The sequence below is a fragment of the Paenibacillus sp. EB106-04-04-XG159 genome (assembly GCF_058791835.1).
The window spans coordinates 1-24,066 of sequence record NZ_JBYTDY010000033.1; the positions used below are offsets into that span (position 1 = coordinate 1).

The 24,066-nt window shown below is 46.0% G+C and carries 28 protein-coding genes; 6 read left to right on the plus strand and 22 right to left on the minus strand.

Annotated elements, in window-relative coordinates; all coding sequences use genetic code 11:
- Positions 1-146: 146 nt before the first annotated feature.
- The 12 genes from AC3WTP_RS22960 to AC3WTP_RS23015 all read right to left on the minus strand — a co-directional run bounded on the left by AC3WTP_RS22960 (position 147) and on the right by AC3WTP_RS23015 (position 7,989).
- Positions 147-1,073, minus strand: a complete 927-nt coding sequence (locus AC3WTP_RS22960; RefSeq protein WP_492396947.1) for a phosphotransferase — start codon at positions 1,071-1,073, stop codon at positions 147-149.
- Between the two features lie 270 nt (positions 1,074-1,343).
- Entirely contained in the window at positions 1,344-1,733 is a 390-nt protein-coding gene (locus AC3WTP_RS22965; protein ID WP_492396948.1) for a DUF302 domain-containing protein, read from the minus strand.
- A gap of 106 nt (positions 1,734-1,839) precedes the next feature.
- Positions 1,840-2,106, minus strand: a complete 267-nt coding sequence (locus AC3WTP_RS22970; RefSeq protein ID WP_458567613.1) for a metal-sensitive transcriptional regulator — start codon at positions 2,104-2,106, stop codon at positions 1,840-1,842.
- A gap of 70 nt (positions 2,107-2,176) precedes the next feature.
- Complete coding sequence (locus tag AC3WTP_RS22975; RefSeq protein ID WP_458567614.1) at positions 2,177-2,659, minus strand: DsrE/DsrF/DrsH-like family protein; 483 nt, start codon at positions 2,657-2,659, stop codon at positions 2,177-2,179.
- 136 nt (positions 2,660-2,795) lie between these two features.
- Positions 2,796-3,587, minus strand: coding sequence for a sulfite exporter TauE/SafE family protein (locus tag AC3WTP_RS22980; RefSeq protein WP_492396949.1), 792 nt, complete (start codon positions 3,585-3,587; stop codon positions 2,796-2,798).
- A 433-nt stretch (positions 3,588-4,020) separates the two neighbouring features.
- Positions 4,021-4,248 carry a sulfurtransferase TusA family protein gene (locus AC3WTP_RS22985; RefSeq protein ID WP_492396969.1) on the minus strand — a complete coding sequence of 76 codons (228 nt, stop codon included), beginning with the start codon at positions 4,246-4,248 and terminating at the stop codon, positions 4,021-4,023.
- 67 nt (positions 4,249-4,315) lie between these two features.
- On the minus strand, positions 4,316-4,627 hold the full coding sequence (locus tag AC3WTP_RS22990) for a rhodanese-like domain-containing protein (protein ID WP_492396950.1): 312 nt from the start codon (positions 4,625-4,627) through the stop codon (positions 4,316-4,318).
- 142 nt (positions 4,628-4,769) lie between these two features.
- Positions 4,770-4,997 carry a sulfurtransferase TusA family protein gene (locus AC3WTP_RS22995; RefSeq protein ID WP_492396951.1) on the minus strand — a complete coding sequence of 76 codons (228 nt, stop codon included), beginning with the start codon at positions 4,995-4,997 and terminating at the stop codon, positions 4,770-4,772.
- Positions 4,998-5,059: 62 nt separating this feature from the next.
- Positions 5,060-6,187 (minus strand): MBL fold metallo-hydrolase, encoded by a 1,128-nt coding sequence (locus AC3WTP_RS23000; protein ID WP_492396952.1) that lies wholly within the window; start codon positions 6,185-6,187, stop codon positions 5,060-5,062.
- A 47-nt stretch (positions 6,188-6,234) separates the two neighbouring features.
- The gene (locus tag AC3WTP_RS23005; protein WP_492396953.1) at positions 6,235-6,597 is read right to left on the minus strand and encodes a rhodanese-like domain-containing protein; all 363 of its coding nucleotides are present in this window, start codon (positions 6,595-6,597) and stop codon (positions 6,235-6,237) included.
- A gap of 164 nt (positions 6,598-6,761) precedes the next feature.
- Entirely contained in the window at positions 6,762-7,478 is a 717-nt protein-coding gene (locus tag AC3WTP_RS23010; RefSeq protein WP_492396954.1) for a DsbA family oxidoreductase, read from the minus strand.
- Between the two features lie 73 nt (positions 7,479-7,551).
- Entirely contained in the window at positions 7,552-7,989 is a 438-nt protein-coding gene (locus AC3WTP_RS23015) for an RrF2 family transcriptional regulator (RefSeq protein ID WP_492396955.1), read from the minus strand.
- A 318-nt stretch (positions 7,990-8,307) separates the two neighbouring features.
- Between AC3WTP_RS23015 and cls the strand changes: the two genes are divergently transcribed.
- Together cls and AC3WTP_RS23025 are read left to right on the plus strand one after the other, a co-directional pair.
- Positions 8,308-9,843, plus strand: a complete 1,536-nt coding sequence (gene cls, locus AC3WTP_RS23020) for a cardiolipin synthase (protein WP_492396956.1) — start codon at positions 8,308-8,310, stop codon at positions 9,841-9,843.
- 144 nt (positions 9,844-9,987) lie between these two features.
- Positions 9,988-10,941 (plus strand): acetylxylan esterase, encoded by a 954-nt coding sequence (locus tag AC3WTP_RS23025; protein WP_492396957.1) that lies wholly within the window; start codon positions 9,988-9,990, stop codon positions 10,939-10,941.
- 63 nt (positions 10,942-11,004) lie between these two features.
- Here the strand turns inward: AC3WTP_RS23025 and AC3WTP_RS23030 are convergent, their stop codons facing one another.
- The 4 genes from AC3WTP_RS23030 to AC3WTP_RS23045 all read right to left on the minus strand — a co-directional run bounded on the left by AC3WTP_RS23030 (position 11,005) and on the right by AC3WTP_RS23045 (position 13,261).
- Positions 11,005-11,922, minus strand: a complete 918-nt coding sequence (locus tag AC3WTP_RS23030; RefSeq protein ID WP_492396958.1) for a phosphotransferase family protein — start codon at positions 11,920-11,922, stop codon at positions 11,005-11,007.
- A 193-nt stretch (positions 11,923-12,115) separates the two neighbouring features.
- A complete protein-coding gene (locus AC3WTP_RS23035; protein ID WP_492396959.1) occupies positions 12,116-12,676 on the minus strand; it encodes a hypothetical protein in 561 nt (186 codons plus the stop codon).
- Positions 12,677-12,742: 66 nt separating this feature from the next.
- Complete coding sequence (locus AC3WTP_RS23040; RefSeq protein WP_492396960.1) at positions 12,743-12,865, minus strand: hypothetical protein; 123 nt, start codon at positions 12,863-12,865, stop codon at positions 12,743-12,745.
- A 117-nt stretch (positions 12,866-12,982) separates the two neighbouring features.
- Entirely contained in the window at positions 12,983-13,261 is a 279-nt protein-coding gene (locus AC3WTP_RS23045; protein WP_492396961.1) for a hypothetical protein, read from the minus strand.
- A gap of 17 nt (positions 13,262-13,278) precedes the next feature.
- On the opposite strand from AC3WTP_RS23045, the gene AC3WTP_RS23050 reads away from it, so the two are divergent.
- Positions 13,279-14,406 (plus strand): serine hydrolase, encoded by a 1,128-nt coding sequence (locus AC3WTP_RS23050; RefSeq protein WP_492396962.1) that lies wholly within the window; start codon positions 13,279-13,281, stop codon positions 14,404-14,406.
- A gap of 77 nt (positions 14,407-14,483) precedes the next feature.
- On the opposite strand, the gene AC3WTP_RS23055 is transcribed toward AC3WTP_RS23050, so the two are convergent.
- The 3 genes from AC3WTP_RS23055 to AC3WTP_RS23065 form a co-directional block, all read right to left on the minus strand.
- Positions 14,484-15,596, minus strand: a complete 1,113-nt coding sequence (locus AC3WTP_RS23055; RefSeq protein ID WP_492396963.1) for a kanamycin nucleotidyltransferase C-terminal domain-containing protein — start codon at positions 15,594-15,596, stop codon at positions 14,484-14,486.
- A 110-nt stretch (positions 15,597-15,706) separates the two neighbouring features.
- The gene (locus AC3WTP_RS23060; RefSeq protein ID WP_492396964.1) at positions 15,707-16,789 is read right to left on the minus strand and encodes a DUF2332 domain-containing protein; all 1,083 of its coding nucleotides are present in this window, start codon (positions 16,787-16,789) and stop codon (positions 15,707-15,709) included.
- A gap of 59 nt (positions 16,790-16,848) precedes the next feature.
- Entirely contained in the window at positions 16,849-17,643 is a 795-nt protein-coding gene (locus AC3WTP_RS23065; RefSeq protein ID WP_492396970.1) for a DUF817 domain-containing protein, read from the minus strand.
- Between the two features lie 247 nt (positions 17,644-17,890).
- On the opposite strand from AC3WTP_RS23065, the gene AC3WTP_RS23070 reads away from it, so the two are divergent.
- A complete protein-coding gene (locus tag AC3WTP_RS23070) occupies positions 17,891-18,286 on the plus strand; it encodes a CHRD domain-containing protein (RefSeq protein ID WP_492396971.1) in 396 nt (131 codons plus the stop codon).
- Between the two features lie 346 nt (positions 18,287-18,632).
- On the opposite strand, the gene AC3WTP_RS23075 is transcribed toward AC3WTP_RS23070, so the two are convergent.
- Together AC3WTP_RS23075 and AC3WTP_RS23080 are read right to left on the minus strand one after the other, a co-directional pair.
- Entirely contained in the window at positions 18,633-19,259 is a 627-nt protein-coding gene (locus AC3WTP_RS23075) for an IucA/IucC family C-terminal-domain containing protein (RefSeq protein WP_492396965.1), read from the minus strand.
- Positions 19,260-19,344: 85 nt separating this feature from the next.
- Positions 19,345-20,169 carry an ABC transporter ATP-binding protein gene (locus AC3WTP_RS23080; protein WP_492396966.1) on the minus strand — a complete coding sequence of 275 codons (825 nt, stop codon included), beginning with the start codon at positions 20,167-20,169 and terminating at the stop codon, positions 19,345-19,347.
- A gap of 227 nt (positions 20,170-20,396) precedes the next feature.
- Here AC3WTP_RS23080 and AC3WTP_RS23085 point away from each other — a divergent pair, with 227 nt between their 5' ends.
- Together AC3WTP_RS23085 and AC3WTP_RS23090 are read left to right on the plus strand one after the other, a co-directional pair.
- On the plus strand, positions 20,397-20,888 hold the full coding sequence (locus AC3WTP_RS23085) for an RNA polymerase sigma factor (protein ID WP_492396967.1): 492 nt from the start codon (positions 20,397-20,399) through the stop codon (positions 20,886-20,888).
- Positions 20,885-22,081: an anti sigma factor C-terminal domain-containing protein gene (locus AC3WTP_RS23090; protein ID WP_492396968.1), complete on the plus strand. Its 1,197-nt coding sequence runs from the start codon at positions 20,885-20,887 to the stop codon at positions 22,079-22,081. The genes AC3WTP_RS23085 and AC3WTP_RS23090 overlap by 4 nt, the downstream gene beginning before the upstream one ends.
- 285 nt (positions 22,082-22,366) lie before the next feature.
- Here the strand turns inward: AC3WTP_RS23090 and AC3WTP_RS23095 are convergent, their stop codons facing one another.
- Positions 22,367-23,401, minus strand: coding sequence for a hypothetical protein (locus AC3WTP_RS23095; RefSeq protein WP_492396972.1), 1,035 nt, complete (start codon positions 23,399-23,401; stop codon positions 22,367-22,369).
- Positions 23,402-24,066: the final 665 nt, after the last annotated feature.

Below are 24,066 nucleotides of genomic sequence, written 5' to 3' on the forward strand. Positions count from 1 at the left end.
GCTTATTTAAGTCTGTATTCTTTGGAGTTCTGAAATCTTATACCTGTTGAATCTTGACTTTGATTAGCTGGTTTATCGGATGTCAGCGACTTCCTCGAGAAACTTTCAATAGTACTTGACTTTATCTTGATGGATATAGAATAAGTTTAAAATTGTTTCTTTATACAAAGCTCCTTCCACTTCGTGAGCCAACCGTATTGTTCTTCACAAAATTCATTAGATATACATTGCAATCCTTGACACCGTACTATTCTTGAAATGATTTGAAAATGCCTTATTGCAATAAAATCAAAAACAGCATGAAACTCATTGTCGCTCAATGTGCGTACTTTACTATAGCCGGAATAAAATCGTTCGTGCAAACGCCTAGATTTATCATACATGGATTCATGAAATTGATTAAAGTTGGTATCGTCAGACATATACGCAACATCCATACTCGGATAATCGCCAGAAGCTTCATCAAAATCTAGGAGAACATAGTCTCCTCGACTGTTTCTAATCATATTTCCTGTATGAAGGTCACCATGACAAAAACTTTTGGGTAACTTTGTTATTCGTTCCCATAATTCATTGCCATACTGCTCAAGTTCAAGGATTTTTCCTGACTCAAAATCTAATTCTCTCATAATAGAGATATAGTCGTCGATATACTCAATCTTCGTTCTGTTGGTAAGCCTATAGGGATATCCTGCCATTAAATTATGAAGTTCACCGACCTGTTCTCCAATGCTTTCCGTCTCAACCATGCCGTCAGGCGTCGTTCCCTCAACATAATCATATAATATTCCTGCACAGCAACCATCTTGCTGACTAAATATGATATGACTATCATTTTGCTCCGTACGAATAATAGAAACCGACGGAAATGAATTTGTATTTAAATAATCGAGTATTTGAACCGTCTGCAGTGCGTCATCCGTTTTGAAACTTCGGTATATTTTTAGCACATACTTGTTTCTCCTATTATGTAATATATATACTTTACCGATCATCTCTCGATGAAGTTCTATATGTTGAATATTTAAGTGATATGTACTGTTTATTCTGTTGATAAGGTTATCAAAATCCATAAACTCAGTTTCTCCTTTTTATTAGGTCTTATATTTTTTCACTGATTTCGTCTAACGTCTTATTTACGAACTTTGTAAATATATCCATTTATAGAGTATTCGTGAAATTAATGAGCTATCCTGCCCGTTGAACGCCGCCGCGTGAGTCTAATGCTTTATCTTCATAAAACAATATCCACCCCAGGCTGGAACCGACTCCTCCCGTCTTGCCCGCACATAAAAAAACAGCAGCTAGAGCTATCCCCCTACACTGCTGTGTTGCAACATTTATTATTTCGACTGCTCGATGACCTCGATCAGCATTTGTTCAATTCGTTCCGCTGTATGCGTGAGCTCTGGATCGTTGATCATACTAACGAGAGTAGATGGCCTAGGAAGCCCGATCATTGTCTGTTTCCCGCTCTTATAGACGGTTATCTTCGTCGGCATGAAATATCCCGCTAATTCGTTATGCTTTAGCGCATCAGCGGATTCTTGCGGATTGCATACTTCCAGTACACGATACGGATTCTTGTACGCATTGACCCCTTTATACTGCAGCTTCTCTGGAATATTCATTTGCCACAGTATGCTGAACTTATGCTTACACAGATTTATACCGATATCCCGGATCGCATCTTCAATCGATTTTTCTGACTCTACGGTATAATGAAATTCCATACAATATCGCGCCTCCTTTAAGTGTAAATTTTTGACTCTTATATGACTATAAAGAATCATCCACCTATCGTCAGCGCAATAAATCATACTATTCTCTTTGAGCGTATTAGCGGCTCTTCACCAATAGCTGTATAGCTTCCTGCACGACCTGGTTGGAATCTCTGCCGGCTTCTTGTTCTTCTAAGATGCATGATTGCAAGTTCTCAGCGACTATCTGAGCGATTGCTTTATCCGCAGCATTCCGAACAGCGGAAAGTTGACTGACAACATCTTTGCAGGATTTCTGTTCTTCCATTAATCGCAGGACACCGCGAACTTGTCCTTCGATACGCTTTAACCGTTTCTTCGTATCATCTGAATAAGTGTAACCCATATCTCTTCACGCCTTTCCCCCATATACCAACATAGGTATATTATAATCAAAAAAGCCGCCAAGAATAAGCTTAAATAAACAAGTTTACTTTTGCCTGATTCGCATCTCCCAAATATGCCGCCACGCCCGCATACTCCATGCCATCTATCAGTTCCTCTTGCTTCAGACCCAGCAGGTCCATGGTCATGGTACAAGCAACTAGTTTAACGCCTTGTTCTTGCGCCAGTTCAATCAGCTGCGGCAGAGACAGCGCATTGTGCTTCTTCATGACATGCTTGATCATTTGCGGGCCCATGCCCATCATCTGCATCTTGGACAAGCCTAATTTGTTCGCTCCGCGAGGCATCATCCAGCCAAACATTTTCTCAAGCCAGCCTTTCTCCACTTTAACGACTTCATCCTTGCGCATCGTATTCAATCCCCAGAAGGTGAAGAAGATGGTTACATCATGGTCATAGGCTGCGGCCCCGTTAGCTATAATAAATGCGGCAATGGCTTTATCCAGATCACCGCTGAACAATACGATCGTCGTCTTTTCACGTTGGTTCTCCAACTGCGGACACCTCTTTGTTTTATATTTACATATACATGTATGGGTATATAATAGGTTAAAAAATAGATCCGATCAACCCTGATTTATTTGAAACGGATCAACTGCTACTAGCTCATATGAATATGATGATGACTCGTTATCCCAATATATCTAGCCAGATCTTAATCGCTGATGCTGATATGAGGAGGACCAATCCATATCTCAATACCTTAACGTCGATCTTCCCGCTGACCTTGGAGCCGATAGGTGCCCCGATCACGCTGCCGATCACCGTAAACAGGATGGGAACGACTAATATATGACCTGCGGTTATCTTCCCAATGACACCGCCTATAGCGGAGATGAATACGATAGCTAAGGAGGAAGCAATGGTCGTTCTTGTTGGAATGTGCAGTACAGTCAACATGATTGGAATCAGGATGAACGCTCCGCCAGCGCCAACAATACCCGAAACGATACCTACGACAAATGCAGACCCCATCGCAATCGCCTTGTTAAAGGTTACAGGAGCCCCCGCTTCTTGCTGCTTCCCTTTGTTCGGGATCAGCATCAGGATCACCGCGATAACCGCCAGTATCCCATACACCAGATTAATGGTTTCGTTCGGCAGATATTTAGAGCTTACGCCGCCAATCAAGCTCCCAACTAAGATGCTTGACCCCATATAAGTTACAAGTCCCTTATCGATTAACGCCGCAGTCTCCGGCTTCTTCCGATAGGTAGATACACCTGCTAATGATGCAAAGAACACCTGAAACATACTAATAGTCGATACTTCCTGTGCAGTAAAATGCGCCAGACCCAGCGCTGATGGGACGAACAGCAGCAAAGGATAATTTATAATAGCTCCGCCGATTCCCAACAGACCGGAGAAGAAGGAACCGACTAATCCAAGTGCCAGCATTACCACATACAATAACGCATCCATAGTTACCTCCTTGTCGTGCTGTGCAATAATAATATTCTTATATGAATTTAACACCGATCCTTAACGGATAAAGTGATTCTTTCGATTGATTATTGGCGATAATACGCTATACACGAACTGAAATTGCATTTATAATTAATTCCAAGTAAATAAATGGGAAAAGGTTGATAAGCGATGTTGACCTTCATTAAAAAGATGCTGCAGCCCCACTGCCCTCAGTGCAAGCAGCCTTTACAGAGCGAGCATGACCCTGTCGTCACCGTCAAAAGCTGCCCACACGGGCACTATAGAGAAGAATCCTATTATCATCTCGGTGTACGGATCGAGTACAAGGATGAATAAGCACAATATCCATACTCTCATATTTCATAACATTTCGCCACATACAAGAACAGTAGTCCAAGATGTCTCTTGGGCTACTGTCCATGCTTAACTACTTCTTTCTCACGTAAAATTTATACACACCATTGTCCTCTTCATGACCGATCCATTCATGGCTCGATTGCTTGATCCAAGCTGTAAAGTCATTGAGCGACCCCTTATCGGTGGACTGAACCTCCATAACTTGACCGGATTCCAACGAATCCAGCGCTTTCTTGGCCTTTACGATCGGCATTGGACATGCCATTCCCTTCGTATCCACGACAATATTAGCTTCCATTCCTTCAGTCTCCTTATCCGTAAATGCTGACCGCTCCAGTTGATCATATGTTATGCTATGCGGCTGCTTATTCGACTTCTCCATCCCAGCTCATCATCCCGCCGACGAGATTCTTCACATTGCTGTAGCTTTCAGAAATGAGATAATCACACGCTCTCCCGCTGCGGTTGCCGCTTCTGCACACCATGACAAGCGGTGTATCTTTATCCAATTCATGCACACGTTCTGCGAATTCGCTCAATGGAATATTCGTAATATTAGGGATATGGCCTTCTTCATATTCATCGACTTCTCTAACATCAACAAAGTGTACATCCTTGTTATTTAATAAAAGTTTAGCTTCATCCGGCATTATGTCTTGCCACTGTTTGCTGTTCAAATCGCAGCCACCTCCATATACTTATACCCCTATAGGTATATAAATAATATACTTCGCTATTGAATCGTCGTCAAGCCCTCTCTGTATGTTTATCCCGCGCTGCAATGCAGAGAATTCGCACTTCCTAATCCTTACGACAGCTTCACGATTTCTTAATCCAGAACTTAAACACACCGTTTTCTTCAACTGCATCAACTAATTCATGCTTGCTGGAAGCACACCATGCTGTAATGTCATTCTTCGAGCCTTTATCCGTAGTTTGAACTTCGAGCACTTGACCGGACTCCATAGTCTCGATCGCTTTCTTCGTACGTACAATCGGCATTGGACATGCGATTCCCTTAGCATCTAATACTTGATCTGCATTCATCAGTGATGTTCTCCTTTTCATTCGTATAACGAGTTAGTATTGTGTTATAATCGTACAATTTCTTAGCGAACCGCACAGCGGTTCGGGCCGATCTCCATCTCTCGCTGCTCATCCTCAGTCGGCGTCATTCTGCCCATATTCGTCTTGCGAATCTCTTGATAAGCATGTGGCTGCGGCGGCAAATGATTCGTCACCAAATCGATGAACTCTTCCTCATCCTCAATATTCAGGCCATGGTTCTCGGCAAACAAGGTGCCTAGCTTCTTGGAGACGCTGCCGTCCTCATTGAGCTCCTCCATGATCATGAAATGAGCAGGCATCACGATCAATTCCGAGGACAGCTCTCTGTAGCGTTTGTACAGCGTATCTCTTAGATCGCCTACCCAGTCCTCAGCCAAGCCAGCCAAGTCTGGTCTGCCGATCGAGTCGATGAACAGAATATCACCGGACATCAGGTATTTCTGGTCGACGATAAAGGATGTGGATCCAATCGTATGTCCCGGTGAATATATCGCGTGAATATCAATCGTCGTATGGCCAATCTTCACTGCAACGCCGTCTTCCAGCGCTTTATATTCAAATACAACTTCACCCGCATCTTTTGGCGGCAGCCAGTACATCGCATCTGTAAGTTCAGCAATCTTCCGTCCGCCCGAGATATGATCCGCATGAAGATGGGTGTCGAATACATGCTTGATCACAGCGCCCTTCTCATTTGCAAACTGGATAAATTCATCTGCCATACGGGTCGCATCAATGATCGCTGCTTCTCCATCGGAGATGATCATATAAGATAGACACCCTTTACCGATACGCACAAATTGATACAGCTCGCCGCCGTTCGTCAGGTCGCCAGCCTTAATAGGCACCAGATGCTCGCTCCATGCCCTCATACCGCCCACAAGATAGGACACTTCCATCCCCTGCTCAGCAAGCATGTCCGCTACCATAATCGAAGAGCCCTCTTTCGCGCAAACCACGAGCACTTCTTTATCCTGTGGAAGCTGATCTATAATGCCTTCTACTCCGTCCAACAGTTCGAAATAAGGAATGTTGAGATGACTGATATTCACGCCTTCAATCTTCCAATCGTTGAAATCCGCTTCTTGGCGAACGTCCAAGATGAACAAGTCTGCTTTGTTGATCACCTTCATCGCTACATCATGCGCTGTCATTGGAATTACTGCCATTATCACATACCCCCTATAGTATATATTAGGTTAAAATTTTTTAGTGATTACGACCAAGCGCTCATGCCGCCTTTTACGTTCGTGACATTCTCATATCCCAGCTTCTTCAAGGTCTTACACGCTTTGTTGCTTCTCATCCCGCTCTGACAGATCACGACCACTTCAGCATCCTTCGACAGCTGCGTCGACGCCTTCGAGCCAAGCTCGTTAAGCGGAATGTTCTTGAATCCATTGATATGGCCGGACTTGAATTCTCCCGGTGTACGGACATCCACGAATTGCTTGCTCTTGTCCTTCAGCTCCTGCTTCAGATCAGCAGTCGTGATCTGCTTCACTCCCTTGGTCGGCAGCATGCGATACACGATGAAGCCAACCAATAGTGCAAGGATTAGTATGTTCATGTAGTTCATATCGCTCCTCCTTATACCCTACTACCTTATCTGCTCTGGATTCTTATCCCCTTCAATTATAATATACCCCATAGGGTATATAGTCAACACTAAAATAAGCAAAATTAAAATGAAAGACCGATCTTCATCCAGAAGATCGGTCTTATTCACTCGCATAAATGCTATTATTTCTTATCGTCGATCATACATGCGCCATCCGTGCATACGCCGCCGTCTCCAGAGGCTGTATTCATAACCGTGATCGGATTCGCTTCATGCCATGCCTTCTCAAGCACTTCCAAGAACATATGCGCCGGCTGTGCTCCAGATACGGCATACTTGCGGTCAATGACGAAGAACGGTACACCTTGAACACCTATGTTGCTTGCTTCGCGCTCATCCGCGCGTACCTCTTGAGTATAAGCATCACTTGCCAATACGGCAGCAGCCGCTTCAGGATCAAGCCCTGCTTCTTGCGCAATGGCCACCAGTGTAGAGTGATCGCCCAGATGCTTCGAATCCGTAAAGTAAGCCTTAAATAAGGCTTCAACCGTCTCCTTACCCTTGCCGTTAGCCATACCATAGTACATAAGACGATGAGCGTCGAATGTGTTCGTCAAGATCAACTCATCCAGGTGATACTCCAGGCCTTCACCTGCTGCAGACTGTGTAACTTGTCTGCCGTTCGCCTTCGCCTGCTCCAGACTCATGCCATACTTAGCTGCGAGCATGGCGTGCACATCTTGATCCGTATCCTTAGGCGCATTCGGATCCAATTCAAAGCTGCGATAGACCACATTAATCTGATCCTTGTGAGCGAACTGCTGCAATGCCGTTTCTAAGCGGCGCTTACCTATATAGCAAAATGGACAAGCATAATCTGACCATACTTCTATATTCATGTCTAAACCTCCATATCGGAAATTAAGTAATAAGCTTATTATATTTCATTAACTGATACTACACAAGTAACAGTTAAAATTCGACTGAATCTTCCGTTCTCATCAGGTCCGCTATGCTGAATTGCCGCAAATATTCAATCGTTTGCCGCTCGGCTTCAAGCATTATTTTATCTAACATCAGATCGAGCTGTTTGCCCGCTTCACCGCAATCCATTTCCACTGCAGATTCTGCGCAGTCATTCTTCATCGCCAGATACACGTCCGCCAACATAATCTGATCAGGTGCTATCTTCAAAGTATACCCGCCGTCCCGGCCTTCCTTCGCATCGACGATCCCCGCATTCGCCAGCTGAGCCAACACCCTGCGCAAAAAGGCGGCATGTGATTTCACTTGCTCTGCTATTGCCGCGCTTGAACATTTACATTCACTTTGCGTTAACCACACGAGCGCATGCACCGCGATTGCAAATCTCGGCGGACCGATGCACAGCGCTTTACTCTTCGTATTCAAAGCCCTGCCTCCTTATAGTTCCTTCATTATGACCGTATTATAGCATGAAGCCTATTGAGAGACGCGTTCCTGTACGCTGCACCGACCCATTTTCGAATAATTATCGACTTTCTCCTCTATTTCTTGCTTTACATCCGAATTTACTTTTATATAGACAGTGGGCATCGCTTATAATGGATTGGTATTGCCAAGATATGCGGGATTTACAAGTTGGACATTAATTTGCTTGTTCATGGCAAATACTATGCCTGTTGCACCATTCAAGCCATGTCCTCACAACATTAGACTGTAACATTACATACAGAATGAGGTTGATTCATGAATAACATTGTTAAATCGCTTCTTAATCGAATGGTCATCGTCGGCACGCTGTTAGCTATTCAATTGGTTGTACTTTTAGTGATTATTTGGAAATTCAGCAGTTATTTCGTTTACTTCTACTTTGCGTTTGTGGTGATCAGCTTAATGGTCGTATTGTGGATCGTTAATAACAAGTCCAATCCTGCTTATAAGCTGGCTTGGATTATCCCTATCTTACTCTTTCCTGTGTTTGGCGGACTATTCTATCTGATGTTCGGCAATAAGAAGATCAGCAAACGCATGGCGCGCAGGATGAGCAGTATATACCATAAAACCATGCATGTTATACAGCAGGATCAAGAAGTAATGGATGAGATCATCGCGTTGGATAAGAGCGTTGCGAAACAAGCGACTTACATTCATTCCGCATCGTCTTATCCGATCTATAAGAATACGACCTCCGAGTTTCTTTCGTCTGGTGAAATCAAGTTCGAGCGCTTGAAAGAGGAGCTTCTGAAGGCAGAGCACTATATCTTTCTAGAGTACTTCATTATTCAGGAAGGCTTGATGTGGAACAGTATTCTTGACATCTTGATTGAGAAAGTGAAACAAGGTGTCGACGTTCGCATCATTTACGACGATGTAGGATGTCTAAAGACGTTGCCCTATAATTATGACAAGCAGCTTGAGAAATACGGGATCAAGTGCAAGGTGTTCAATCCGTTTATCCCGGTTCTGACTACGAGACTCAACAATCGCGATCACCGCAAGATCATCGTCATTGACGGCCACACGGCCTTTACTGGCGGGATTAATCTGGCGGATGAATACATCAATGCGTATGTCCGCTTCGGGCATTGGAAAGATACAGCGATTATGCTAAAGGGTGAGGCGGTATGGAACTTCACCGTGATGTTTTTAACAATGTGGGATTTCCTGAACGATACCGATGAGGATTACGAGGAATACAGACCCCATCATTATCATACGTCTAGCTTCTCCAGCGACGGATACGTAATGCCATATGGGGATAGTCCTCTAGACGATGAAGTCGTCGGCGAGAATGTGTACATCAACATGATCAACCGGGCTAAAGACTACATCTACATTAATACCCCATACCTCATCGTGGATAACGAAACGGTAACGGCGCTGTGCTTAGCAGCCAAGAGCGGTATTGATGTTCGCATCGTAACACCGCATATTCCGGATAAATGGTATGTACACATGGTAACGCGCGCTTATTATCCGACACTGATCGAGAATGGCGTTACGATATACGAATACACGCCAGGCTTTATCCATGCGAAGAGCTTCGTTGTTGACGATGAGCTTGCCATCATCGGTACGATTAATCTGGATTATCGCAGTCTATATCTGCACTTCGAATGTGCGACATGGCTGTACCGATCGAGCACCGTGTTAGCGATGAAGGAGGACTTCCTTGCAACACTGGATAATTGTCAGCAGATTACATTGGAAGCCTGCAAAGAGGTCAAGTGGCATACCCGTTTTGCACGCTCTATCATGCGCGTATTTGCTCCGCTGATGTAAGTGACCGAGCAGCCTATCCCCGTATGGGTAGGCTGCTTCTTTATTACCCCGATATTATTAAATTCACAATACTGATCTACTATTTCATGGTGAATCACCCACCAAGGTGTTACTATAAAAAATATGGAAAAGGAGGCTTACTAGATGAACTTTATTGATCGCAAGATTAATGACTTGCAGCAATATGTGCCTGATCTGACTGAACCGACCGACCTCGACACCTTCTGGTCCGCTGTTCTGCAAGAGACGCGCACCATTCCATTGGAAGGCACCAGGGAGCAAGTGGATACCCCTTTGCTTGGCGTGAAAGCCTACAGCGTCACCTATCAAGGCAATGACGGGACGCCTATTCATGGTGATTATCTCGTTCCGGCATGGCATAACCAACAATCTTATCCATGCGTTGTCCTGTATCATGGCTACACAGGCAGCAAAGGACTGCCGGAGCATCATGCTGCATATCTCCTAGCGGGCTTCGCCGTATTCTCCATCGATATTCGCGGACAAGCCGGTGACACCGGCGACCTTACCCCGCTGCATGGAGGAATGACGAGAGGCTGGATCACGAAGGGAATTCGTAATCCGTACGAATGTTATTACAAAGTGATCATTACCGATGCCATTCGCGCCATCGATTGGGTGCGCGAGCAGCCAGAGGTTGATTCCTCACGGATTGGCGTTATTGGCGGAAGTCAAGGCGGCGGACTGGCGCTGGCTGTAAGTGCAATCGGTTGCCGACATGCCTTTGCGGTAGCGGATGTGCCGAATATGTGCCATATGGACTGGGCTATATTTAATACGACAGGCTCTATTACAGAAGCAGCGGATTATGTAGCAAGATATCCAGACCAGCTGAATCAGGTGCTGCATACCTTAAGTTATTTCGACAATATGAATCTAGCGAGCCGCATATCCATACCTGTTCTGGTAAGCGTCGGATTCAAGGATACGGTCTGCGCGCCTGAAGCCGTATTCGCTGCCTACAATCGGATCAATTCAGACAAGCGTATCGAGATATATCCGTTTAATGGCCATTACACTGGTGACAAGCATATTCGCAAGACGCTTCATTTCTTGCAGGAGCAAGCGGGACTATAAAGGATTATATACATAGCAAATAGCCTGCTCTCTTCAATCATGAACAGAGCAGGCTATTTCTCTTCATGTCGCCGCCCGCTCAAGCAGGCTTAGCATGTAACTGTCTGTGCGTTCTTTCATCAGCTCGTTGGTTAACCCTTCAAACCCTAGCGCTGTCCATCCAGGGTAAACCTCCGGCGGCCCGAACTGCACGTCCATCAAAGATTTGATATCCCAGTAAGGATCATAGCTGAACTCCGATCCAGCCAATCGTTCATATGCCGACAGGAATGCGTCTGCCGTTTCTACGCCATACAGCATGGCGATATTCCATCTGCAGTGGCCGATATCGATACCGGCGGGTCCTTGGCACGAATTGACCCAATCGACAATGCCGCTGACTTGGCCATCGGCCCACAGCACATTGGTCGGGTGATAGTCTCTATGTATGAAGCATTGCTTTGCAGACGGATGCGGTCCCTTGGCAATGTCGATAACTTTGCCCCACTGTTCTGGATAATCGGACCATGCCGGGAATTCAAATGAAGCCAGATCCATATAGCTTCGATATTTCCATGGAAATCCATCAGCACTTGCCTTATGAATCTGTACAAGGGATCGCGCTAAGCCATTCAGCCATGTCTCCATATCAGGCGGAGTAAGCACAACTGATCCATTCAGCTTGGTCATGAGCACAGCGGGCATTCCGCACTTGCTTCCGTCCTCATCGAACGCAATGATTTGCGGGGTCTCAGCATCCACAAGTGACGCTAAACGCAGACTTTCGGCTTCATGCCAAGCCAGATCCGGCTCATTCCGCACCCATTCCGCATTATCAAACAATCGCAAGACAACTTCCCTATCCGCGTGCTTCATTCGCAGCGAAATGCTGCACACAATAGACGATATACCGCCTTGCATGCGATGAATCGACTGAATCGTGGCTTCAGGATCAACGGATTCGATAACCCATTCCAGTACACGGTCTGGCAGTATTGACATGGTACACACTCACTCCCCATTTTCCAATCGGATGATTATCCCTACGTTATAATAGATCTGCGACAATATCTTACGATTAATAGAGTATGCTGTACTATTTCCCCGGAAATGAGAGAAGAATGATAGTTAAAGGACATCTTATCGTATCTCTTCTATAGAATACAATAAAATGTCCTTCTTCGATAAATGAATACTATTTATTATTTTTCAGAAGCTTTCGGTAGAGTACGATTCCAATTAAAATGACGATAGCAATGCATACTGCGGTAATGGTGAGCGTGGTCCAATCATAGGCACTCGATTGATTAGGAGTCTGGCTGGTACCAGTACCAGCAGCGGTTTCAGACGGTACATTCCCGCTCTTGATCAAGTTCTCTTTATCTTGAAGGAACTCCATCTGTTTAGAAGCGTTAGCCGTACTGACAGTTGGAGAGCAGAGTGGATTCTCCCAATCGTCGTCATTACGGTTTAAAAAGAACAGGTACTCTTCTCCGACCTGACTTGTTCCCCAAGTCGCATCCTCATACATCACGACTTCACGCTCATCAATTCCTTTGAAGCTCTTGGATACATTCAGCGTAAACTTATTGTTGTGATTCCCTTGCTTCATATCCTCAACAGTCGCAATCACAACAGCGCTATACTTCTCATACGCCTCTTCAATTGGTATCGGCCCCACACAGGATAGAGCGGATGTATAGGCAGCAGGCATCAGGAACAGGAAGATTAGAAATAGACCCATTATCTTTTTCATATACGCACCCTCCTTTATGTTCTAGAACGAACGATCGGAGGTTAAGGTTGCGGTTGCGACCGTAAATTAGGATGGACCAACCACTCTCGCTGTCATCATCGACTTGACGACTCGTTTATCGTTGCAGTACACCTCAACTTCGTCCTTGAAGGATCGGCGGCTGGATTCAATGATTGTCGGGGAAAACACCGCTTACAGCTCCTTGCCAGCATGCATGCGAAGCTGGCGCGCCGCGTTAACGCGGTTTTTCCCCGTTACAGCGCGGAAACTCCGCCATCCATGCACCCCTAACGGGGAAATACCCGCTTACAGCTCCTTGCCAGCCAGCATGCAGGGCGGCGGTGCATTACCGGGGAATCCCCGCCTTCGCCCCCTTGCTAGCATGCAAGCCAACGCCGCCGCGGTTACGCGGGTTCCCCTCGCTTTCGCTCCCTGCCCACATGCAAGCCTGCGGCGCAGCGCAATCACCACTCTCGCCCGCAGCGGCGGTGCTGCAAGCATCCCAACCACCCGCTGCAGACCGCTAACAGTTAATTCCACTGTGAGAAACATGCGGTGAATGTCTATAATAAGAAGCATGAACATATAAGGAGACAACCATCATGAAAAAGAAAAGGCTGTATATCTTGAGCGGTATCTTGCTCGTATGTATCGCGGTCGTTTGGTTCTTAGTTACGAATCTAACTTCAACGAATACCGATTATGTCGTGGATTATATCAATAAGAATCCCGATAAAGTCTCGCTCAGCATCAAGTACAACGATGATACGCTGGTAGACTATAACGCTGATCGAATCATGCCACTCGCCAGCGCTGCTCATGTTCTCGTAGCCATTGAATATGCTGAGCAGGCATCAGAAGGAATTATCTCATCCGATGAATACGTGAAAATATCGGATCTCAACCGCTACTACATTCCTAAGTTCGATGGCGGCGCCCAAGAAGCTTGGATCAAAAGCATGCGTTCCAACAACTTGGTTAAGGACGAAGCTATTTCTCTGGAAGAAGTGGCTAAGGGCATGATCCTGTACGGCTCCAATACAAACATGGAATATTTGGTGGATCGCCTCGGTCTGGATAAGATCAATGAGAATATCACCAAGCTGGGACTGACGAACTTTAGCCCGCTGTACTATTTCAACTCCAGCGTACTTATTCCTTACGAGCTTGCCGGCAGCAATGCTGATCTAACGGATAAGGCACAACTGGACGCCGTTACAGAACAGATACGCAGCATGACAAACGAAGAGTTCGCTGCATTATCCGAAACCGTGCATCAGCATCTTAAAAATGACAACAGCGGTTCCTATCTCGAAGCCAGCAAATTGGAGGATTGGTACAACACGGATCTGGACCGAATCAATTCAGACCGAATGGGTGGGGGCACTACAGCGGAATATGTGATCATTCTGGAGAAGCTCAATGGCAGCGATTATTTCTCCGCTGAAGCTAAGAAGCATCTCGAGGCTATCTTGGAGATCGCCATGCAGAATCCAACGAATCAAGAAACATTTACCCATATGGGAAATATCGGAGGGTACACGCAGTATATACTGAACAACGCTCTCTACGCTGAGGATAAGAACGGCAATCGGATAGAGATCGCCATGTTCATGAACGATGTAAAGCCAACTGACTACAATAAGATCATTCAGCGTCTGAACTCATTTTTCAATGAGGTTATGGTCAAACCCGAATTCCGCGAAGAACTGACAAACACATTAAAATAGTACTCATGCAATAGAACAGCCGCTATCGCTTCAGGCTATCGAATTCCGATAACTTGATGTGACAGCGGCTGTATTTATCATTTACTCTGCTCCAGAAATGCTGCGAATTGCGCCAGATCCTGAAAGCGATGTATGTTCACCCCGTGCTCGCGGAGATAAATCTCGAGAAGGGAATCCAGTTCCTTCACTGCCTCATTCAGCGGCGCTAGCTGCTGCGGATCGAGGAGCGCGACCAGATCAGGCAGCCCTGCTCTACGATAAACAGCTTGATAAGCTAAGCTCGGATCCAGTTCACTTGACCAATAACCATTTTCCGCAAAATATAAGAAGCGAGCGATCTCTTCCTGAGCGATGATCGATCCATGGTAGGCTGTGCTATGATCGTTTGCCTCGCAGGCAGTCAGCACCTTATCGAGCATCCCTTTGAACTCTTCATAGATTCCGTTCATTCTGTCGGGATAAGAAGGCTCCGTCGTATACGTTTCTTTCTGCTGCAGCAGCAATGCAAGCGTATTCTGCGTCAACTGCTCACACGCATCCCGTATTTCAATACTCGACTGTGAGCTCATAATGGTATCCATAAGCCCTTCCAGATGAGCCGGTTGTAAGGGAAAGCTCAAGATTTGCGCCGAGTTCTTCCCCCATCCTTTTGTAAAATAAGTTCCATTTAGCAAGGCAAGACTGTTGAGAACATTCGTCATCGCTCCGTGCGCTTCTATGCGGCAGAGCGTCAGGTTGTCCTTGGGGTTCATGCGGTTTAATTTATATAGATGAACATAGGCATCACGCAGCCGTTCCTCAGCCTTCTCCACCAGCTTCAAGCCTTGTTGAGGTATCTTCCCAATCGTCGTGCGCAGCTTGTTGAATCGCTCGAGGTCTGAATCAGAACGCACGTATAAAATGACACAATCCGCAATGATCGACGTCATCGGCTCTTGGAATAACGCCATCCTCTCCGCCCGCTCCCAGCTGATCGGCCAGAAGTCAAAGCTGATGTCTTCTAACACAAACTGAATGCTAGCTTCATAACCACGAGATGTCGCTGGAATGAAGAAGAAGTCTAGATCTGATCGCTTCGTCGCCGTACCATGAACATACGATCCATAATACGCGACAAGCGCGACATCCTCCGAATAATGGGACTTGATATGATTCACAAGCGTATCTGCGACTTCCATTACATTTAGCATGTTAAAACCCTCCTTCGCCTGTCTATTGTCATCATAGCAAAGTCAGCGCCATTGTAATGGTAAACTTCAGATATACTTGTACTTTACAAGACCCCGCTCCCTTTCATATACTACATTTTCCATGTGAACCAACTGCCATGTCCTTCCGTTTCCGCAATCGTATGCTGAACTTCAACCCCGTCTATGTAGTAATCCAGGTGGAGATTGGCATCCCACATATTATTGTAAAGATGAAACACGTCTCTCTCTGCACCCAATCTCTGAATCGTCTGCATCAATTCGAGCTTCGCGTCATGCGGGATCTGATTCGCGACATGGGTATGGAATACGCATAATGTATGTTCCTCGGGGATTCTCGATGCAATTGCCGGGAGCAACTTCACGCCATCGCCTTCTATTAGCTCCAAGTTCCCTTTCTTGATATAGCGGCTAGCCAGCTCCAGATTCGCATTCCGTTCCTGATGTTCAGGCCATATCAGCGCCCTCAGCCATAGATAATCGTCCGGGTTATTCAAGTCATTCACGTGCAGATCTAGGCCGATTCTGCTGGTCACAGGCGGACTTTTCTTTAGAAGATGCGGTGTTCGCTCACCTTGAATAATGGATTGCATATGCAGCTCCGACTGCTCATTTCCATACACTTCATCTGAATGGTAGGAGTAACTGTATTGATCCCACATCAGCTGAAGACCAGCGCTAGTTCCGATCTCAATTAATGCGAGCGGCTTATGCGTGATGTTGTAGATCGTGCAGAAGCTAGGGTATAAGTAGGCGCATCGTCTAACTTCGTTCGTCTGTACAAGCCTTGATTGCAGAATGGATATCAACTCATGGCTATACTGTGTACAGAAGTCTTTGAAATGTGGGAACACAGAACGACATTCTCTTGGATTAGATACGACGCTTCCATAGTACTCCCGCAGCTCATGCTTATAGCCTTTTAACAAGAGATAGTGAACCGCCCCCAGCAATAGATTCGGAACAGGTTGGCCAACACGGGCATGAGCCGCAAGCTGCAGCAGCTGTTCGTCATAAGCAATATAATTCGACAAATGCTCATACAACTCGCTCGAACCCCTGCACTCCTTATTCGCGAAATTCTTGAATCGTTCAGATATCCGATTTATAGTCAAGTTGTAACCCCCCCATATTCCACATAAAGTAAGTTTACCAAATGCATGGATCGGCCACATGTTGAACTTTCTATCTGATTGATATGGATTCCTTATCACTGGGAAGCGCAGGGCACAGTTCAATACTCAACTTCTTTTTTAAGGTTGGAAATGTTCATAGCTAATTTTTTGTGCTTGAGCTGTGTGACAATCATGATGCTTATGACTACGAGCAAGAACCACGAACTGATTTTACTTATGTGTACAAGTCTCCAAGCATTACTTTGATCTGGATATTGCCACGCGCCGAAGAAAGTAGCGATATTTTCAGCTATCCATATAAAAAAGCCGATCAAGAAAAATGAGACAGTCAGTGGCATTTTATAAGTCGATTGACGTACTGTAAATTGTACAAAAGTGCGAGAGAACACAATAAATAATAGGAATGTCAGAAACCAACGAAAATCATTAATAAAGTGATGGGTAAAAAAGTTTAAATAGATGGCCACCCCAAGTGGTATGCTGAAGATCGATTTGGGCCAGTTATGCATCTTTAAGTCGAATCGGCGCCACGCCTGACAAATATAGCTAGCAACACTTGCATACATAAACCCGCTATATAAAGGGACACCAAAAACTTTAGTCAAAGCTTCCTCCGGATATGCCCATGAACCGAAATGCACCTTATATATTTCAAGCAGCAGTCCAATAAGGTGGAACACACAAATCACCTTGAGTTCGTCCGCTGTTTCTAATTTCGTTTTATACATCACATATTGGGTTAAGAGGCAGATTATTAAGATCAAATCGTATCGATATAATCCAGGTATTGAAATCATCTCGGATAAGGCAAGTGTTGCGAATATGACTACTGGAAAAATACAAGATAAGGCCTGATGATACACGAAATATAAAAAGTTTTGTAAGTATCGTATCTCGTTTCTCTTCTTCTCTGTCACTGATTCTATGAGAGAACACCTCCTCAGTTAAGGGTATAATAACTCACAGAAGATTGTTGGTCAATAATATTTTATTATTTATCATTATTTTATTATTGATATTCGATAATTAATGCAGGAAAATATATCGTTCCACTTCTCGATATTGATGGGCTGCCGCACAATCCACTTCGATTATGCTGGCATAAGTCTAAGTAACCTTATATTCGAGGAGTGGATCAAGATCGCAACCTTTAGAGCTACTTTAACTGGGCGCCAAGAGGTACCGCCTGTAAGAACAATCTCGACCGGAAACGCTGTGTTCCAAACGAACAGCAACCGCATAAGCTTCCGGCTTGTCGTTCGAGACATCACTCGTATGACGGTAGCGCATATTCATTTGGGAAGAAGAGGTCAGAACGGTCCTGTAGTCGTCTTTTTATTTGGACCTACCAAGTTTGGTATTTCTACGCGCAGAGGGGTTATTCGCGGTGTGATTACGAATCAGGATCTAGTGGGGCCGCTGCAAGGAATGACGATTCGTGACTTAGTTCGTGAGATGAATAACGGTAATGCCTATGTAAACGCCCATACGATTCAGCATCCTAACGGTGAGATTCGCGGCCAGATTATGAGGTAGATCCGATACCTGTGTTAACGAATTCGATGATAGAAGCAAATAGGCAGCTGTTTAAGATCTCCTCTTAAACAGCTGCCTTAATTTCGATATTGCGCAATATGGTAATCTGGATCACTCTCGCATTCTCCATTTGATGCATAATGTACAGTTCATTTACTCTAGGTCACTAGATGCAGGATGGTAACTGCATATGATGCAGCTAATTAACGCAGACAGACCAACTTCATCATATCACTTCGAAAATAACTGCAGCTTGTGCAGTTATTTGTCCCTTATTAGTGCTTTGCGAGCAAAATAACTGCATGAAATACATATACCTGCGCCCGTGATTCACGATTGTATGATTTCATTTCTGCGCATGGGGACAATATGGGCATTTATTCGTATCAGGGAGCTCCTTATACAGACAGCAGGTGACTCGCTTATAAGCTTGCATAGAATCCATCGGAGCTTGTCCATTCAAGCAGCGCTTGAACGGGGAGCGAGCGAGGTTCGGCTTCCAGAGCTCGTCCTGCAACAGGAGTCCCATGTCCTCTTCGGCCTGCTCTCGACTGGATTGTTCCCCCATCAACTGCGTGTACATCCACAGTACATATCCCCATACATTTTCCCATAGAATCAGTCTGGAAATGCCGCCAGAGCGATTCATGCTGTTCACCACCGGATGTCCGTAACGATCCAGCAGCTGGCGCAGAGCCTCTGAACGTTCGATCTCACGATCTTCAACGAAAGCGTCTCTTGGTACTGTAAATGACATCGCTGTTCCCTCGGCAACCATTCCGATATCTGCAAGTTCTCCGACGAAACGAATGTTCTGTGTGCTGTACAGTCCAAGCAATCCTGCAAGCATGAAGCCGTATCGCCGAGTCCAGATCGAAGCCGCTACGGCATTCGTCGGCGCCTGCATCGCTTGCTTCACCATCGTCAGCAGATGTGAGCTTCCTTCCTCTGTCAAAGCCTGTTGAACTGTCATCACCACGGATTCGCTCCCGAAATGATCAGGGTCTACCGCTCGTATATGAAATCGCTGAATTACTGCGACCTGTTCGTCCGTCAACCTAAGCACTGGAGTTCGCTCTCATTTCAGGGATGATGCAGCGGCCTCGGCCATAAGGAATGCAGTGAGGTGTGCCGAAGATAGGATCGCTTGCAACCTGACACTCCATGCCGAACACCGCTTTGACCATCCCACAGGTGATCACATCCTCCGGCTTCCCTTGGGCGAAGACGGCGCCGTCTTTGACAGCGACTATATTATGCGCATATCTGGCCGCAAGATTAAGATCATGCAGCACCATAACGATCGTCCGCTGCTTCGATTCGTTCAGCTCATACAAGAGATCGAGCACTTCGATCTGATGGGTCATATCCAGATAAGTCGTCGGCTCATCAAGGAGGATGATGTCCGTATTCTGCGCAAGCGTCATCGCGATCCAAGCGCGCTGGCGTTGGCCGCCTGACAGCGAGTCAACTGTGCGATCCTGCAGATCAAGCATATTGGTCGACTTCATCGCTAGTTCCACATGCTGAGCATCCTCACTAGACCAGCGCTTCAGCCAGGATTGATGCGGATATCGTCCCTGCTTCACCAGATCCAGCACGGTAATGCCTTCCGGCGATATTGGCGACTGGGGAAGAATCCCCATCTTCTTGGCCGTTTCTCTGGCCGACATGCGATGAACATCCTTGCCGTCCAGCAGCACTGCGCCAGCTTCCGGCTTCAAGAGACGCGCAAGCGTGCGCAGCAGCGTCGACTTGCCGCAGCCATTGCTGCCAACCAACACTGTGATTTCACCTTGCGGAATCGTTATTTCGAGATCTTGAAAGATCCATTTATCGGCATAGCGGACCGAGATCTGATCCGCTGTAAGCTCATGTTTCATGCAGCAATCCTCTCCTTATAACCATCATCCGTAATGATAGCCATTCTCACTTAGATCATCATAGCATAAATCACTGTTTGTGAGAATCATTTTCATTCAAGTCGGAAACAAACTTGTATATGACATAATGCGAAACTAAATTCACAACATTTCCTTGCATTAGAAATATATATGTGTGACATTTTGATAGGAATAACGTTACTTATATGAGCGGAAAGGGGATAAACATGAGATCAGATGAGCTGGAACATATCTATGAACTCTATTATCGAGACGTTTATCTGTATGCCCTATCCTTCTGTATGGATGTTCATATCGCAGAAAGCTTGACTAGCGACACCTTCTATAAGGCGCTGATGAGCGTCGAGACTGCTCCTTCCCATATGAAACAATGGCTGTTCCGCGTATGTAAACATAACTATATCGATCTTATTCGCAAATCCTGCCGTCACCCTTCTGTCGAGCTTAATGAACACCATTTCGTGGATGATGGTCATGTTCTGGATTCTTATCTGCGCGGTCAACAGCGCAAAACGATCTATAAAGCTATCATTCAACTGGCGAATCCGTATCGTGAGTGTATACTGCTGCACTATTTCTTCGATTATTCGTTACAGGATATCGCTGAACAGATGGGGGTATCCGCCGGCGCAGTTCGCACGACGCTGTATCGCGCCCGCAAGAAACTGAAAGATCTGCTGAAGGAGGAACTACTATGAATTTCAAAGAAAGCTTTGCTAGATATAGAGCAGGCACAGCTAGCGAGGAAGAAATCGCTTATATTGAAGCGGAGCTGGAGAAGAATGAACTCATCAACGAATATATGTCTGAGCAGCTGATTCCTCAGTTCGAGCGGGACGCTCAGGTTGTTTCTGAATCATTACCTGATACGACTAGGCTAAAACGTGCGGTTAACCGTAAGTTTGTTAAGATTACCTCGCTGGCTGTCATCCTTGTCGTCCTGTCTGGATTAGCTGTGCAATATATCGCGTTGCAGCTGTATGACCGCATGTTCTATAACCCTAATGAAGGCTACGAGAATCAATACGGTTCTCAGCAATTCTTCGTAGACGTCAGTACATTAACTGAGCTCCATTTTCCGGGATACAGTACCAATCTAGCAGTAGCAGAAAGTCTTGGCATGGGGAAATATGATATCCGTATCAATCAAGATAATTACGCCAATCGTTCCTCATATGTGTATACCGATAAGCTCGTTCGCGGAGAGATACCGAATGTAGTTGCTAATTTCTATCGGAAGCCGTACACAAACGCCTTCTATGACGCAGGGGAAATGGAGATTACTTTTGATGACGGGACCGGCCGCAAGTATGAATATCAGAAGCCGGATCACTATCAGGATGAAGTAAATGAGTTGGTTAAACTGCCACAGTCCAGCTATGTGTCCGCTTATGTTTCTTATAAGAAGGACCTATCGATGGATGAACTTGCGGCATTAATACGCAGATACGAGAACATCTATATTCCATGGGTTGTCGTACGTACAGGCGAACGGGGACATTCATCGATGATGACTGGGTTCGATCCCACAGGCAGCGGTATTATAATAGAGCAGGATATGATTCCAGCTGATGAATATCCTTGCTTCGAGCTCTCCTATTGTTCTAAAGACGGCGGAATCGAATATAGCGGCGAGCACATGTCCGCGCATTTCAAGTCGTTGCTGAAGCATCTCTCAAGTCGAGATGACTTCTTGATTGCAATGGGACAATACGGAAACACTCCCGGTGAGATGTACAGGCAAAAGCTGGATTATGTGGAGGAGCATGGGGTAAATGCTTACGGCTTGCTGATCGCAGGCAACGTGTCAGACATCCTCAGCTTTCTGCAGCATGAACAGGTGAACAGTCTCATAGTGGACGATGTGAGAGTGTCTAAATTGTCTCGATAAATGGCATTGGATTGAGAGAAGCTCAAGAACTATGACCTGAAATTCGCTCGGATTAGCGATGAGACTTCTATGTTGTATTTCATACAACAATATGAACGGTTAGCGGTGTAGCTCAGCAGAATTGTTGTACAGAGTACAACAATATCTAGAAAAACACGTGAGACGTGTCTTATCACGACTAAATTGTTGTATGAAATACAACATTTCAGTCGTTCCTGAGGAATGTTGGTGAAAATGTTGCACTTTATACAACATTCCCAGCCAACTCCTCGCCCCCTCACTCTACTACCCCTTTATCTCTGGGTTCTCTGATAGAATAGCCTCCGCCACCTCCCACAATCTAGGCATAAACTGTATAACCTCATTTGCTCGGTGGGTTAACGCATCAATTGTGGGAATTCCAAGATCGGCGATCAGGTCCTCAAATACCGGCGCGAGTGAATGCAGCGTCTCAGGCGGCGCGTCGGCGGACAGAATCTTATGGCAGCGCGCATAGGTTGCGGCGATCCAGAATACCGCCTCGCGATGGCATCCGTCGCGGATGAGTGCGCGGCTGCCGTCAATCGCGATCGGACGAGCCGCCGGCGTGATGTCGCTGCTGAAGAAGAACGGCGTCTTAGCCGCCGCTGCAGCGGCATCAAACGTTCGGGCGAGCCCGTCGAGATGATGCTCGACTCGCTGCGGCGACAGATGCGCACAGCCTAACAGCTCCAGCAACTCTGGGTAGAAGTCCGCGCGGCCATACGCCATCAGCACATCACGCGCGGCAAGATAGCGAAGCCGCACAGTGGGGTTCCGCAGCGCGGCTACGAGCAGGATGTGCGTGGTCACGCCTGTCGGGAACAGCCACGATGTGACCAGATCGTGCAGCGGCGTTGAAGCATCTATCGCCTGCAGCCCGCTCACGATCTTCTCCCGCACATTCTCGCAGCGGCGACGAACCCATACCCTCTCCGCATAATGACGTGACACGAGCGCTTGCAACTTGTGGAGCTCCCCGCTTGGATCCGCAATGATCGTGTCCACGCGAAAGCTGCCTGCTAGATGATAAGATCGCAGAACCTCTTCGTAGGAAGCGATCTGGTTCCAGGATAGATACGTCACTTCGATCAATGCGCCGCGATAGATGAACTTCCCCAGCTTTAACGGAGGCTCAGCCTCTGTCGTTACGATCACGACGTCGATATCACTCGCTGCCGGCAGCTCCGTATCATCTGGCAGACCAACGGTGGAGCCGCTGTAATATGCCCCTAGAAACCAGGGTTCCCGACTGGCATGCTGCGCGACCCATTCCAGTGCTGCATTTCTCGCACAACCCATTTTCACGCGTATCTCCCCCTCGCGTCCCATCCTATCCATATGAATTCGAATGATCTCGTATGTCTGGTTGGACTAACTGCCGCCTATACTCTAACACACTGTGTATGGAAATAAAATCCTTCGCACATATACCCTCTGTTTATCCTCGCGCCTGCCCATTGAGGCACTAGTTCGCAACTGGAGCTTCCGTTTTTCGTTCAGTGCGTTTGCGAGTTTAAGAGTGTTAGGAGTGAGCTTACCGACAAGTCGCTAGATGCTCTGCGCTTACGATAGCTTTGCCGAGCCGATTGGGCCTTGTAGACCTATTCTAGCTTCCTCGGGCGATGTAAGTTTCAAGTTTACTACGTTTATTTATTCTAAATAGGAGAATTGTGATCTGAGCTTTACTCGGACTAGCGATGAGACGTTCTATGTTGCAATTTCATACAACAATATGAACGAATAGCGACATAGCTCAGCAGAATTGTTGTACAGAATACAACAATATCTGATTAAAAACGTGAGATGTGTCTTATCAAGACTAAATTGTTGTATGGAGTACAACAACTTATCGATTCCTGATGTGTAATAGTGAATTTGTTGTACTTCCTCTTAGGCCCCCTAATTAAACTGGAGTCTTCCTATACAGTGTTTTAAACTGTAGATAAGGGAGATGATTCGGTATG

Coding starts and splice junctions, on each gene's coding strand:
- AC3WTP_RS23055 (WP_492396963.1), bottom strand. CDS start 15,596: ATGCTAAATGTAATGGAAGTCGCAGATACGCTTGTGAATCATATCAAG.
- AC3WTP_RS23095 (WP_492396972.1), bottom strand. CDS start 23,401: ATGGGTTGTGCGAGAAATGCAGCACTGGAATGGGTCGCGCAGCATGCC.
- AC3WTP_RS23030 (WP_492396958.1), bottom strand. CDS start 11,922: ATGTCAATACTGCCAGACCGTGTACTGGAATGGGTTATCGAATCCGTT.
- AC3WTP_RS22995 (WP_492396951.1), bottom strand. CDS start 4,997: ATGAATGCAGATCAAGTATTAGATGCTAAGGGAATCGCATGTCCAATG.
- cls (WP_492396956.1), top strand. CDS start 8,308: ATGAATAACATTGTTAAATCGCTTCTTAATCGAATGGTCATCGTCGGC.
- AC3WTP_RS22960 (WP_492396947.1), bottom strand. CDS start 1,073: ATGGATTTTGATAACCTTATCAACAGAATAAACAGTACATATCACTTA.
- AC3WTP_RS22980 (WP_492396949.1), bottom strand. CDS start 3,587: ATGGATGCGTTATTGTATGTGGTAATGCTGGCACTTGGATTAGTCGGT.
- AC3WTP_RS23010 (WP_492396954.1), bottom strand. CDS start 7,478: ATGAATATAGAAGTATGGTCAGATTATGCTTGTCCATTTTGCTATATA.
- AC3WTP_RS23035 (WP_492396959.1), bottom strand. CDS start 12,676: ATGAAAAAGATAATGGGTCTATTTCTAATCTTCCTGTTCCTGATGCCT.
- AC3WTP_RS23005 (WP_492396953.1), bottom strand. CDS start 6,597: ATGAACTACATGAACATACTAATCCTTGCACTATTGGTTGGCTTCATC.
- AC3WTP_RS23085 (WP_492396967.1), top strand. CDS start 20,397: ATGAGATCAGATGAGCTGGAACATATCTATGAACTCTATTATCGAGAC.
- AC3WTP_RS22970 (WP_458567613.1), bottom strand. CDS start 2,106: ATGGGTTACACTTATTCAGATGATACGAAGAAACGGTTAAAGCGTATC.
- AC3WTP_RS22965 (WP_492396948.1), bottom strand. CDS start 1,733: ATGGAATTTCATTATACCGTAGAGTCAGAAAAATCGATTGAAGATGCG.
- AC3WTP_RS23025 (WP_492396957.1), top strand. CDS start 9,988: ATGAACTTTATTGATCGCAAGATTAATGACTTGCAGCAATATGTGCCT.
- AC3WTP_RS23060 (WP_492396964.1), bottom strand. CDS start 16,789: ATGTGGCCGATCCATGCATTTGGTAAACTTACTTTATGTGGAATATGG.
- AC3WTP_RS23080 (WP_492396966.1), bottom strand. CDS start 20,169: ATGAAACATGAGCTTACAGCGGATCAGATCTCGGTCCGCTATGCCGAT.
- AC3WTP_RS22985 (WP_492396969.1), bottom strand. CDS start 4,248: ATGGAAGCTAATATTGTCGTGGATACGAAGGGAATGGCATGTCCAATG.
- AC3WTP_RS23075 (WP_492396965.1), bottom strand. CDS start 19,259: ATGACAGTTCAACAGGCTTTGACAGAGGAAGGAAGCTCACATCTGCTG.
- AC3WTP_RS23045 (WP_492396961.1), bottom strand. CDS start 13,261: ATGTTCATGCTTCTTATTATAGACATTCACCGCATGTTTCTCACAGTG.
- AC3WTP_RS23000 (WP_492396952.1), bottom strand. CDS start 6,187: ATGGCAGTAATTCCAATGACAGCGCATGATGTAGCGATGAAGGTGATC.
- AC3WTP_RS23050 (WP_492396962.1), top strand. CDS start 13,279: ATGAAAAAGAAAAGGCTGTATATCTTGAGCGGTATCTTGCTCGTATGT.
- AC3WTP_RS23090 (WP_492396968.1), top strand. CDS start 20,885: ATGAATTTCAAAGAAAGCTTTGCTAGATATAGAGCAGGCACAGCTAGC.